Raw genomic sequence first — 12,314 nt, forward strand, 5'->3', positions numbered from 1 at the left:
ACATGACTCTGTGCGTCTCCCGATGCGAAAGGGGCGCCACCGGTATGGTTGCGCCCCTTTTCATGCTGGTAGTGCTAGTTCGACCGACGCGGGCCTCGCTGCTGGCCCTGCCCCCTGGCGGGGGGCCGGCGGCGGCTCTGCACGCGCTCCGAGGCCGCCGACGGGGCGATCTCGTCGTCGTCTCCCGCCAGATCCGGCGACTGGAAGATCACAGCGAAAGGACTGGCCGGAATGATCTTCTCGGGCTGCGGCCGGGGCGCGGGGGCCTCGACCACATGCTCGTTCTCCCAGCGATCACTCACGGGTTCGTCCTCCCAACGCTCGGTCACCGGCTCCTCTTCCCACCGCGGAGTCTCGGCCACAGGCTGACGCCTGCGGGTCTTCTCCGCCACGGGCTCCGTACGAGCCGGGGCCTCGGTCTCCTCGATGAGACTCACCTCGGGATTCAGCCCCGCCTTGCGGGTCCGGCTCCGGCGGGGTGCGGTCTCGGCGGGCTGATCGTCACGGATGTCCTTGCGAGGTGCCACGTCCGCCTCCACCTCGGCGAGCTCGACGACAGGACTCTGGATCTCCTCGGCCGCCACCGCCGCGGTCTCCCCGGCGATTCGGCCGCGGGAACGGCGGCGCTTGGGCTCCTCGACCGGGGGTGCCTCGGCGACGATCGCCTCCGGGGCCTCCACGACCTCCTCACCGGTCCGCCCGCCGCGGGTACGGCGACGCTCCCTGGGGGCGCGGGCGGGGCGCTCACGGCGCTCCTCACGCTCCTCCTCGGGTCCCCTGCGGGACGTCGTGCGGGAGCGGACGCGCCCGGTCTCGCCCAGATCCTCGACCTCTTCGGCGGCCAGGCCGGCCCGGGAACGGTTGGCGCGCGGCAGCACGCCCTTGGTTCCCGCGGGGATGCCCAGATCGCTGAAGACGTGCGGGGAGGTCGAGTACGTCTCGACCGGCTCGGGGAAGTCGAGCGAGAGCGCGTTGTTGATGACCTTCCAGCGAGTGAGGTCCTCCCACTCGACGAAGGTCACCGCGATGCCGGTCTTGCCCGCCCGGCCGGTGCGGCCGATCCGGTGCACGTAGGCCTTCTCGTCCTGAGGGCAGTCGTAGTTGACGACGTGGGTGACATCGTCGACGTCGATGCCCCGCGCCGCGACGTCGGTCGCGACCAGGACGTCGATCTTGCCGTTGCGGAAGGCCCGCAGGGCCTGCTCGCGCTGGCCCTGACCCAGGTCTCCGTGGACGGCCGCGGCGGCGAAGCCACGCTCCTTGAGCTGCTCGACGACCATGTCGCAGGCACGCTTGGTCTCGCAGAAGACCATCGTGAGCCCGCGTCCCTCGCACTGGAGCAGACGACCCACGATCTCGATCTTGTCCATCCGGTGCACGCGCCAGACGAACTGCGTCGTCTTCGTCGTCTCGGTCTCGACGTCGTTGTTCTCGGCCCGCACATGGGTGGGGCGGGTGAGATAACGCCGGGACAGGGCGACGATCTCGCCCGGGAGGGTCGCCGAGAACAGCATCGTCTGCCGCTCGGCGGGAATGAGCTTGATGATCCGCTCGATGTCGGGCAGGAAGCCCAGATCGAGCATGCGGTCAGCCTCGTCGAGGACGAGCACGTCGATCTGGCTGAGATCGAGGTGCTTCTGCTTGACCAGGTCGAGCAGTCGGCCCGGGGTGCCGACGATCACGTCGACTCCCTGTTTGAGGGCCTCGACCTGGGGTTCGTAGGCACGTCCGCCATACACGGTGAGGATCCGCGAGCCGAGCTTTCCGGCGGCCGTCACGAGGTCCTCGGTGACCTGGACGGCCAGCTCGCGGGTCGGCACGACGACCAGCCCGCGGGGCTTCTTACGGTTTTTCCTCGGCTTGCCGACACGCTGCAGCATGGCCACGCCGAAGGCGTAGGTCTTGCCGGTGCCGGTTCGTGCCTGGCCGATGATGTCCTGGCCGTTGAGGGCCAGGGGAAGTGCCATCTCCTGAATGGGGAACGGCGCGATGATGCCCTCGGTCTCGAGGGCGTCGGCGATCTCTGGTGTGACTCCGAGGTCTCGGAACGTCGTCAGCTTGGCCTGCCTAAATCTCCGTTGAAGGCAGTCCTGCCGGGACCACGGGCTGAAAAAAGTTTCCCCGTGCCGGGTCCTCGCGGAAGGGCCAGCCCTCTCATGTCATCAGCGACCGCTGCGGCGTCACGCCGACTTTTGGGGGCGTCCAGAAGCAGATGTCCTGGATTAACACAGTGCGGTCGCACTTTCACAGAGCAGTGTACTCGATACCACAACGAGGAACCGATTTCTTAGTATTCCCGCTGAATTGCGGGGTGGGTCAGCTCGTAGGCTGCGTGCATGATGGATTCCCCTCCCGGTGTCGCCGACCTGCTCGGTGTGCTCGCCTACGCCGAGCTGACCGCGTTCCTCCGGTTCGCCGAAGACGCCACGCGGCACGCCCCCTCACTGGCCGATCAGGCCGCTCTCGGCGGTCTCGCGGCTGCGGAGTACGCGCATTTCCAGTTGCTCCGTGACCGCATCGCCTCCCTGGGGGTGGATCCGGAGGAGGCGATGGCGCCGTTCGTCGGGCCGCTGGACGCGTGGCACGCCCAGACCGCGCCGGGAGACTGGCTGGAGACCCTGGTGAAGGCGTACGCCGGTACGGGGATCGCGCTCGACTTCTACCGCGAGGCGGCCACCCGGGTGGACGACGAGACGCGGGATCTCGTCGAGGAGGTGCTCGCGGACGAGGGACGGTCGCAGTTCGCGGTCGAGCGGGTCGGCGCGGCGATCAAGGAGGACCCCAGGCAGAGCGGACGGCTGGCGCTGTGGGCCAGGCGGCTGGTGGGGGAGGCGCTGAGCCAGGGGCAGCAGGTGGCCCTGGCCAGGCCCGAACTCGCGCTGCTGCTGGTGTCGGAGGGGGACGACATCACCCGGATGTTCGCCCGGCTGACCGAGGCTCACGGCCGGCGGATGGCCGCACTCGGCCTGCCCTCCACCCCGTAGGCGTACGGCGGGCCCGGGGCCGTGAGGATCGTGATCTCCGGATTCGTGGAAATCGGTCTGCCGATCGAGCCGTGCGAAGCGGCGATCGACGGTAACGTGCCAGGCATGAGGGCCTCGCGCCGCTACGGCAGTTCCTTGACGAGATGTGGGCCGAATCCCTGGACTTCGCGTCCGGTGTTGCGCAGAAGGAGCGCCGACTGCCCGGCGGTCGGCCTGACGCGGGACCACCTCCACCTGATCCGCCGGCCGCGCGGCTGCGGGCTGGGGGGGCGAGAGGAGTGTCCCGGCGGCTGAGACGGCCGTCCGGGACGATCCACGGACCGCGCCAGGGCCGGCAAGGGGATGACGACCTGGCGCGAGCCCTAGGGGATCTGGTTAGAGCGTGCCGCCGAAGCCGACGGGACGGGCCTCCTCTTCGCCGATCTCGATGAAGCCGAGCGAGGCGGTCGGAACGAGGACCTTTCGGCCGTTGACGTCGGTCACGCTGAAAACGCCGCCGCCGTTTTCGGTGGCGAGGGCCTTGCTGAGCTCGTTCTCGATCTGGTCGGCCGAGAGGTCGGTCTCCACTACGAGCTCACGGTGTACGGAACGCACGCCGATCTTGATCTCCATCATGCTCCCTTTCGACGAGGGTTGCTCGCTCCATGGTCGCCCCATCGAGGGCATGCCGCGTCGATTGATCGCGCCAAGCGAACAGACGTCTCAGGGGAGACCGTCTCAATGATCGGCGTTGGTGCGGGGGAAACCGGAGATGCCGCGCCACGACAGGCGGGCTATGAGCTGGGTGGCGGCGTCCTTGGGAATGGAGCCGTTGCTGCTGATCCAGTATCGGGCACTGACCTCGGCCATGCCGACCATCCCGACCCCGAGCAGGCGCGCCTCGTCGCTGGAGCAGCCGGTGTCCTCCTGGATGACCTGGCTGATCATCTCGGCGCTCTCGCGGAGGTTGCGCTCCATGCGCTGGCGGACCGGGGCGACGTTGCGCAGGTCGGACTCGAAGACGAGCTTGAACGCCTCGCCCTGGCTGGAGACGAAGTCGAAGAACGCGCCGATCGCGGCCTGGACGCGCTGCTTGTTGTCCGTGGTCGAGGCCAGGGCGTCGCGGCACCGGGTGATCATGTCGTCCATGTGCAGGTCGAGCAGAGCCAGGTAGAGCTCCTGCTTGCCGGGGAAGTGCTGGTAGAGCACCGGCTTGCTGACCCCGGCCCGCTCGGCGATCTCGTCCATCGCGGCCGCGTGGTAACCGTTCTCCACGAAGACTTCCTGTGCCGCGCTGAGCAGCTGGCGGCGGCGGGCCGTCCGGGGCAGCCGGGTGCCCCGGGGCTTGGCGTCCGGGGTAGCGGTCACGGCGGTCTCCTTGAGGGAAGCTCCTGCTGTCTTGGTGCTTATCCTACGCGTGGGTAACTCCGGTCAGCGATAATCATCCTCATCGATGTCGACCGCGCGATTCTGCTCGACGGCGTCGGCGGGATTCACTTCCAGAGGAATGTCGTGAGGCCAGTCCGGACCGTTTTCGCGCACCGTACGGCTCTGCTCGACGGCGTCGGCCTCGGGTGTCTCGGTAGAGATCTCCCTGGCGAGTTCGTCGATTGTTTCCTCTTCTTGGCTTTCGTCGCGTACATCCATCTCGGACATCTTTCGGCCTCCCCCGGCTTGAGTGAACGCCTGACATCGCCCAGCGTACGACCTTGGGTCCCGCTTGCCGAGAAAGACGGGGCATCGGATTCCTCATGGCGGGTATCTGCCCGGTTGGTGAGGGTTTTCATTCAGCCGGCGGCATTTCCGAACATTTGTGCGAAGCTCGATGAGAGGCTCCACGTTAAGGAGACGCCATGCGGAGCATCTGGAAAGGCACGGTCGCGTTCGGACTGGTAACGATTCCGGTCAAACTGCACGTCGCGACCGAACAGCGCAACGTCACCTTCCACACGGTGCATCGGGAGGACGGCGGCCGCGTCAGGTTCCGCCGGTTCTGCACGGTCTGCGAGGAGGAGGTCCCCTACGTCGACGTGGCCAAGGGGTACGAACTTCCGGCGGGCGAGATGGTGGTGCTCGACGACGACGACTTCGAAGACCTGCCGCTGTCCACCTCGCGGAGGATCGAGGTGCTCCAGTTCAGCCCGGCCGACCAGATCGACCCGATCCTGCTGAACAAGCCCTACTACCTGGAGCCGGACCCCGTCGGTGTGCGGCCGTACGTGCTGCTCCGTGACGCGCTGGAGCGGTCCGGGCGGGTGGCGATCGTCAAGGTGGCGCTGCGGCGGCGCGAGTCGCTCGCGGTGCTGAGGGCGCGGGACGGGGTGTTCGTGCTGGAGACGATGCTCTGGCCCGACGAGGTGCGCCCGGTGGAATTCGCCTTCCAGGAGGAGGGCGTCGACGTCCGGTCCCAGGAGGTGAGGATGACGGAGTCGCTCGTCGAGACGATGGTCGCGGACTTCGACCCCTCGAAGTACAGGGACGCCTACCGGGAGGCCCTCCAGGAGGTCATCGAGGCCAAGATCGCGGGCAAGGAGATCATCCATGCCGAGGCCCCGGCCGAGGAGAAGCCCACGGCCGATCTGATGGCCGCGCTGCGTGCCAGTGTCGAAGCAGCCAAGAAGCGGTCGGCGGGCAGGGCTCCGGCCAGAGGGAGGGTTCCCGCCGGGAGCGGGGAGAAGGAGACCGCCGAACAGGAGAAGGTCCTCCGGAAGCGAAAGGCACGCCGTACGGCCTGACGGACCGTGATGCCGGGTCTTCCGGTCGAAGTCTTCCGGTCGAGGCGGTGAGGTCCCGGCCGTCGTCTTTTCTCGCGAAGGCAGGTGGGAAACCGCTCTTTCGCAGGACGGGAAAGCCGCGAGCGCCGGGAGTTCAGGTCGGCGCGCGGCGGGGGCTCGGGCATTTCATGTCGAGTGCCCGTGCTCTCCGGGTGATCGCGGTTCTTGCGAAGAGCGATGATCTCGGTGAGCACGGGCACTCTCCCTCCGCCGTGGATCCGGGTTTTCCGCAGTCCCGGATTATTCGCGTGTGGTCAGTAGGTTTCGGCTACACGCTGTGTCCACGTCGGAGGCTGGTTGTTATTCGGCGCCTAATTCAGTGATCTCAGACGTTGTTGTTGTTGTTGGTGTTGTTGACTTCGTCGTCCGCGTGGTTGGTGTTGTTGTTGTTGATGTTGACGTTGAGCTTGAACCTGTGGTGGCTACGGTGGTGGCAGCTGCGGTGGTGGCAGCTGCGGTGGTGGCAGCCGCAGCCGCGGCGCCAGCCGCAACCGCCGCCGCAGCCGCCGCCCCAGGTCGTGAAGCCCGCGCCTGCGGTGACCGTACCGGCGGTGGCGTTTGCGGCGGTGGTCGCCGCACCCAGGCTCACGACGCCGCCGGCCAGGGCCGTGCTGAGCGCGAGACCTGCGATGACACTTTTGACGTTGGGCATTGCATTTCCCCCTCGAAAGGATCGGTCGCCCCGATTTCGGCGTATTCCAGAATTCCGCGAAAGTTTTAGAATTCCCCGGAATGCCTGGGGTGGCCGCTGATGGGTCGTCCCTTGTTGTCATAGTTTCCTCGGATGTCATGCGACAAACGGAGATTAGAGGGTTTTGCTATCTCCTTATCTCTTTATTGATGATGTTGGGCTCTTATTGTTGATTTTGATGCTAAATGTCTTCAATGTCTCATTTATCGCATTAGTCGCTCCGGCTGGACCGTGGCAAATGAAGGATTTCATGCATATAAATATGTAATGCAATAAAAAGCCATATTAAAGAATGTTATTGAGTGAAAAGCGGCTTTTGTGCTTTTTGTGATACCGGGTGGGGCCGTGCACGGAGGGCCGCTGATGGAGTGCCGCGGATGAGGGGTCGCGTGCCGTACGCATGACGTGGCGCGACGGTGGGATCGGCCTCATGGACGAGGGTCCGGCGGCACAGGGCGAGAGACGGTACGGCGAGCCTGGATCAGGGGTCGCCGGGGGAAAGGGGTGGCCCGGCCGGTGAGACGCCGCCGTTCGGCCGTGGGGCGTCCACATGGCCCGGGGGGACATCCGTTCGGGACCTCATCGGATACGCGGCCGGTGCGAACGGCGTCCGCTTCCTCCGTTCACGGCGCCGGGGCGTTCTCTCGCATGGGTGCCTGAGGGACACGGGTGCCTGAGGGACACGGGCGTCCGAGGCTCATGGGTGTCCGAGGCTCACGAGCGTCCGAGGCTCACGAGCGTCCGAGGGGCACAGGTGTCTGAGGCTCGCGGACGTCCGAGGGGGCGGGTTCGCCTCCGGGGCCGTGCTCGCGGCCGGCCGTCGTCGGAGAGCGCGCGGCTGTGCGGGGTTCGAGATCAAGGGCGCGGCGAGGGCGGGCGAGAACGGATCCGCAGAAAGAGGGGGCGGGAGGAGTCGTGCGTGTCAGGTCGCTCATCGACGTGCGCGGCGGGTTTTCGGGATTTCATGCTGAATGCCCGTGCTCTCTGGGTGATCACAACTCTTGTGTGAAGAGCGATGATCTCAGTGAGCACGGGCATCCTTCCTCCGCCGTGGATCCGGGTTTTCCGCAGTCCCGGATTATTCGCGGGTGACCGATGGATTTCGGCTACACGCCGTACCCACGTCGGAGGCTAGTAGTTGTTCTGCGCCTAATTCAGTGATCTCAGACGTTGTTGTTGTTGTTGGTGTTGTTAACGTCGTCGTCCGCGTCATTGACGTTGTTGTTGTTGAGGTTGGCGTTGAGCTTGAACCTGTGGTGGCTACGGCTGTGGCAGCTGTGGTGGTGGCAGCGGTGGTGATGGCGGCAGCAGCAGCCACGACGCCAGCCGCCACCGCCCCCACCGCAGTTGGTGACCATCGCGCCCGCGGTGACCGTGGCGGTGCCGGCGGTGGCCGCGGTGGTCGCCGCACCCAGGCTCACGAGTCCGCCGGCCAGGGCCGTGCTGATCGCGAGTCCTGCGATGACACTTTTGACGTTGGGCATTGCATTTCCCCCTAGAAAGGATCGGTTGCCCCGATTTCGACATCCTCCACCTGGCCTGGAAATCCCCAGAGCGCTTTGGAAGGTGTCGGGGATGACCACCGATAGGTCATCCCTGGTTGTCATAGTTTCCGGGGATGTCATGCAACAAACAGAGAATAACGGCTTTTGCTATCTTCTTATCTCTCTATTGATGGCGTTAGACTCTTATCGATCGCTTTCATATGAAATACCTTTAATGTCGGATTTGTCGCGCGAGTCGCGGGCCGGAGGCGTCGCCGGAGCGGGCGGCAAGAAGAAATGGATGAACGAAAATGAGGGAGCTGGAGTAAGGGGTGAGCCTCTCCGCCCGGTTTTCCGTACTGCGCAATGTGCCCGGCGCCCGGCGGCCATGCGGAGGAGAGCGCTGCTGGGTCGTGGACGCGACGAACGGGGCCGCGGCGCGTGGCCGGCGCGAGCGCGCCGCTTTCGCGGCGAGGGTGACTTTCCGGGCACACCCGGGCGAGGAAATCGATTCCTCGTTGTGAGGCCGGAGGGGGGCCGTGTGAAAAGCCGTGGGTTTCCCGTCGGAAGGATCAAGGCTTGGGCGTCGGCCGTCGTCGGCGGAGGCGAGCTTTCTTCGGGTCGGGAGGAGTCGCGTGCGTCAGATCGCACGCCGGTACGGGCGGTGGGGTTTCAGGGATCTTCATGCTGAGTGCCCGTGCTCTCCGGATGATCGCGGTTCTTGCGAAGAGCGATGATCTCGGTGAGCACGGGCACTCTCCCTCCGCCGTGGATCCGGGTTTTCCGCAGTCCCGGATTATTCGCGGGTGGCCGATGGATTTCGGCTACACGCCGTACCCGCGTCGGAGGCTAGTAGTTATTCGGCGATTAATTCAGTGATCTCAGACGTTGTTGTTGTTGTTGGTGTTGTTAACGTCGTCTTCTGCACCGTTGACATTGTTGTTGTTGATGTTGACGTTGAGCTTGAACCTGTGGTTGCGGTGGTGGAACCGGTGGTGACGGTGGCAGCAGCGGTGGTGGTGGCGGCAGCCGCAGCCGCGGCGCCAGCCGCAGCCGCCGCCGCAGCCGCCGCCCCAGGTCGTGAAGCCCGCGCCCGCGGTGACCGTACCGGCGGTGGCGTTTGCGGCGGTGGTCGCCGCGCCCAGGCTCACGACGCCGCCGGCCAGGGCCGTGCTGAGCGCGAGACCTGCGATGACACTTTTGACGTTGGGCATTGCATTTCCCCCTCGAAAGGATCGGTTGCCCCTATTTCGACATTTTCCAGACTTCTGTGGAAATTCCAGAATCCCCCGGAATGCCTGGGACGGCCGCTGACAGGCCGTCCCTGTTGTCATAGTTTCCGGGGATGTCATGCGACAAACGGAGATCAACGGCTTTTACTATCTTCTTGTCTATTTATTGACGGCGTTGAACTCTTATCATTTGTTTTGTTATGAAATGTCTTCAATGTCGGATTTGTCTCACGGGGGCGTGAAGGGAGGGGTGGGCGGAGAGGGGGTGCGTGGAAGTGCGAGAGAGTGAGGTTGGATTTAACCCGTTTCGCACCTTTTGTTCTGCGTCGGTGGGGCGATGCCTGTTGATCACCAAGGGGGAGGAGGTGGCGTGAAGGGGTGCGATGAATGGGGGTCGCGTCTCGTCGCCATCCCGGATGGTGCGGCCATCGCGTCGAGAAAAGGGCGCCATACGCGCAACTTCACTATTTAAATCGCATTAAGGGGCATTGTTGGCTGAAAAATGATGTTTGTATTTTGTGAAGCCGGAAGGCGCCGCGCCGGTGGGTCTCGGGCCGAGCCTTGGGCCGAGCCTTGGGCCGGGTCTCGCGCCGGATTTTCGGCTGGATCCCGGGCGGATTCCGGGGAAGGCGCGCACTCCGTGCGGCGGATCCGTCGTGGGCGCGACGGCGGAGAGGGCGAAGGGGACGGAGGGGGCGGATTCGATCGCGTACCGGACGGACGGTGGAGAGGGCTGAGCGGATCTGATCACGTACTGGACGACGGTGGAGAGGGCGGAGCGGATCGCGTACCGGACGACGGGGATCACCCACACCGAACTGGCGCATCAAAGGCATCGAACTATCGTGGAAATGGAGCAAGAACAGAGGAGGACGCGTGGTGAACAACCCGATTCCAAGCTGGCCCGGCGAGCTGGTCGATCTTGGGGAGCAGATCGTCCACGTGAGATCGACTCCGGGTGGTCCCGCCGAGAAGGCCGTCTACGTGCACGGCCTGGGGGGTTCGGCGACCAACTGGACCGACCTGATGGATGAGCTGTCCGACGTGGTCACCGGCCACGCCGTCGACCTGCCGGGGGCCGGGCACTCTCCCGAGCCGCCCGGCGGCGACTACTCCATCGCCGCCCACGCCCGGACCGTCGTCGCGCTGATCGAACGCGTCGCGGACCGGCCCGTCCATCTGTTCGGCAACTCCCTGGGCGGCGCCGTCTCGGTGCGGGTGGCCGCCGCCAGGCCCGATCTGGTCCGCTCGCTCACGCTCGTCTCGCCGGCCCTGCCCGACCTGCTCCCCAGGTCCGGGCCGGCGCGGGTGGCCCTGTCCACGGTGCCCCGGCTGGGTGAGTGGGCGGCGAACCGGCTGAGCGTCCTGCCCGCGGAGCGCAGGCTCAACGCCACGATCGCCCTGTGTTACGCCGACTCCGGCCGGATCCACCCGGAGCGGCTCAGGGAGGCGGCCGAGGAACTGCGCCGCAGGGACGGCCTGCCGTACGCCGCGGTCGCGCTGGTCGGCTCGGCGCGCGGCCTCGTCGCGGAGTACTTCAGGCGTGGCGAGGAGAACCTGTGGCAGCAGGCGGCCCGGGTGAGCGCGCCCACGCTGATCGTCCACGGCCGCCGCGACAAGCTCGTCAATCCGCGTACGGCCGCCCGCGCGGGCCGGACGTTCCCGAACGTGAGGCTGGTGCTGCTGCCCGACACGGGGCACGTGGCCCAGATGGAGGTCCCCGAGCGGGTGGCCCGCGAGGCGCGGCTTCTGATAGGTGAGACTGCCCCGATGGCAATCGGGGAATGACCGGGGTACCGCATTGGTTTGTGAGTGGTACGTGCTGTGCTAGCCGTACCGCCAAGACCCCCGAAACGGGAGCTGAACTGTGTCGTTGCCACCGCTGGTAGAGCCGGCAGCCGAGTTGACCGTCGAAGAGGTGCGTCGCTATTCGCGCCATCTGATCATCCCCGACGTGGGCATGGCCGGCCAGAAGCGTCTCAAGAATGCGAAGGTGCTCTGTGTGGGCGCCGGTGGGCTGGGATCCCCCGCACTGCTGTATCTCGCGGCCGCGGGTGTGGGCACGCTCGGCGTCATCGACTTCGATGTCGTGGACGAGTCCAACCTCCAGCGCCAGATCATCCACGGCCAGTCCGACGTCGGCCGGCCCAAGGCCGAGAGCGCCGCCGACAGCGTCAAGGAGATCAACCCGCTGGTCGAGGTGATCATCCACAACACGGCGCTCACCACCGACAACGTCATGGAGATCTTCTCCGGCTACGACCTGATCGTGGACGGCACCGACAACTTCGCCACCCGCTACATGGTGAACGACGCGGCCGTCCTCCTCGGCAAGCCGTACGTCTGGGGTTCGATCTACCGGTTCGACGGTCAGGCCAGCGTGTTCTGGGCCGAGCACGGTCCTTGCTACCGCTGCCTCTACCCCGAGCCCCCGCCCCCCGGCATGGTTCCCTCGTGCGCCGAGGGCGGCGTGCTCGGCGTGCTGTGCGCGTCCATCGGTTCGATCCAGGTCAACGAGGCCATCAAGCTCCTGGCCGGCATCGGGGAGCCGCTGGTCGGCCGTCTGATGATCTACGACGCCCTGGAGATGAACTACCGCTCGGTCAAGGTCCGCAAGGACCCCGAGTGCGTGCTCTGCGGCAAGAACCCGACGGTCACCCAGCTCCTGGACGACTACGAGGCGTTCTGCGGTGCGGTCTCGGAGGAAGCCCAGGAGGCCGCCTCGGGCTCCACCATCACCGCGAGGGACCTCAAGTCCCTGCAGGACGCCGGCGAGAACATCTACCTGATCGACGTCCGCGAGCCGAACGAGTACGAGATCGTCTCCATCCCGGGCGCCGTGCTCATCCCCAAGGGCGAGTTCCTCAACGGCTCCGCGCTGGAGAAGCTCCCGCAGGACAAGCGCATCATCCTGCACTGCAAGTCAGGTGCCCGATCCGCCGAGGTCCTGGCGATCGTCAAGAACGCCGGCTTCTCCGACGCGGTCCACGTGGGCGGCGGCGTGCTGAGCTGGATCAAGACGGTCGACCCGAGTCTGCCGGCCTACTGACCCCTGCCACCGACGCCCCGCGGAGCCCGGCTCCGCGGGGCGTTCGTCGTTTCGGAGCGGTGACGCCGCCCGCGTAACCCCTGTGGATCTCGGCGTATCCGTCCGGAATGGCGGATGGCAC

The 12,314-nt window shown here is 66.0% G+C and carries 11 protein-coding genes; 4 read left to right on the top strand and 7 right to left on the bottom strand.

The annotated features are described in order from the left end of the window. Window positions 1–74: 74 nt before the first annotated feature. Window positions 75–1,967 carry a DEAD/DEAH box helicase gene (locus tag J2853_RS40815; protein WP_307566771.1) on the bottom strand — a complete coding sequence of 631 codons (1,893 nt, stop codon included), beginning with the start codon at window positions 1,965–1,967 and terminating at the stop codon, window positions 75–77. A 369-nt stretch (window positions 1,968–2,336) separates the two neighbouring features. On the opposite strand from J2853_RS40815, the gene J2853_RS40820 reads away from it, so the two are divergent. Beyond that, on the top strand, window positions 2,337–2,984 hold the full coding sequence (locus J2853_RS40820) for a ferritin-like fold-containing protein (protein ID WP_307566773.1): 648 nt from the start codon (window positions 2,337–2,339) through the stop codon (window positions 2,982–2,984). A gap of 375 nt (window positions 2,985–3,359) precedes the next feature. Here the strand turns inward: J2853_RS40820 and J2853_RS40825 are convergent, their stop codons facing one another. The 3 genes from J2853_RS40825 to J2853_RS40835 all read right to left on the bottom strand — a co-directional run bounded on the left by J2853_RS40825 (window position 3,360) and on the right by J2853_RS40835 (window position 4,619). Then, complete coding sequence (locus J2853_RS40825) at window positions 3,360–3,599, bottom strand: DUF3107 domain-containing protein (RefSeq protein ID WP_307566775.1); 240 nt, start codon at window positions 3,597–3,599, stop codon at window positions 3,360–3,362. Window positions 3,600–3,701: 102 nt separating this feature from the next. Then, on the bottom strand, window positions 3,702–4,331 hold the full coding sequence (locus tag J2853_RS40830; protein ID WP_307566777.1) for a TetR/AcrR family transcriptional regulator: 630 nt from the start codon (window positions 4,329–4,331) through the stop codon (window positions 3,702–3,704). Window positions 4,332–4,394: 63 nt separating this feature from the next. After that, on the bottom strand, window positions 4,395–4,619 hold the full coding sequence (locus J2853_RS40835) for a hypothetical protein (protein WP_307566779.1): 225 nt from the start codon (window positions 4,617–4,619) through the stop codon (window positions 4,395–4,397). A 197-nt stretch (window positions 4,620–4,816) separates the two neighbouring features. On the opposite strand from J2853_RS40835, the gene ku reads away from it, so the two are divergent. Next, window positions 4,817–5,698 (top strand): non-homologous end joining protein Ku, encoded by an 882-nt coding sequence (ku, locus tag J2853_RS40840; RefSeq protein WP_307566781.1) that lies wholly within the window; start codon window positions 4,817–4,819, stop codon window positions 5,696–5,698. A gap of 364 nt (window positions 5,699–6,062) precedes the next feature. Here the strand turns inward: ku and J2853_RS40845 are convergent, their stop codons facing one another. From J2853_RS40845 to J2853_RS40855, 3 genes are all read right to left on the bottom strand, one after another. After that, the gene (locus J2853_RS40845; RefSeq protein WP_307566782.1) at window positions 6,063–6,389 is read right to left on the bottom strand and encodes a hypothetical protein; all 327 of its coding nucleotides are present in this window, start codon (window positions 6,387–6,389) and stop codon (window positions 6,063–6,065) included. A 1,202-nt stretch (window positions 6,390–7,591) separates the two neighbouring features. Further along, on the bottom strand, window positions 7,592–7,912 hold the full coding sequence (locus J2853_RS40850; protein ID WP_307566784.1) for a hypothetical protein: 321 nt from the start codon (window positions 7,910–7,912) through the stop codon (window positions 7,592–7,594). An 881-nt stretch (window positions 7,913–8,793) separates the two neighbouring features. After that, window positions 8,794–9,126, bottom strand: coding sequence for a hypothetical protein (locus J2853_RS40855; protein ID WP_307566785.1), 333 nt, complete (start codon window positions 9,124–9,126; stop codon window positions 8,794–8,796). Window positions 9,127–10,020: 894 nt separating this feature from the next. Here J2853_RS40855 and J2853_RS40860 point away from each other — a divergent pair. Both J2853_RS40860 and moeZ read left to right on the top strand, forming a co-directional pair. Next, complete coding sequence (locus J2853_RS40860) at window positions 10,021–10,932, top strand: alpha/beta fold hydrolase (protein ID WP_307566786.1); 912 nt, start codon at window positions 10,021–10,023, stop codon at window positions 10,930–10,932. Window positions 10,933–11,011: 79 nt separating this feature from the next. Beyond that, complete coding sequence (moeZ, locus tag J2853_RS40865) at window positions 11,012–12,193, top strand: adenylyltransferase/sulfurtransferase MoeZ (protein WP_307566787.1); 1,182 nt, start codon at window positions 11,012–11,014, stop codon at window positions 12,191–12,193. Window positions 12,194–12,314: the final 121 nt, after the last annotated feature.

This window comes from Streptosporangium lutulentum, assembly GCF_030811455.1.
In the GTDB taxonomy this organism is placed as follows: domain Bacteria; phylum Actinomycetota; class Actinomycetes; order Streptosporangiales; family Streptosporangiaceae; genus Streptosporangium; species Streptosporangium lutulentum.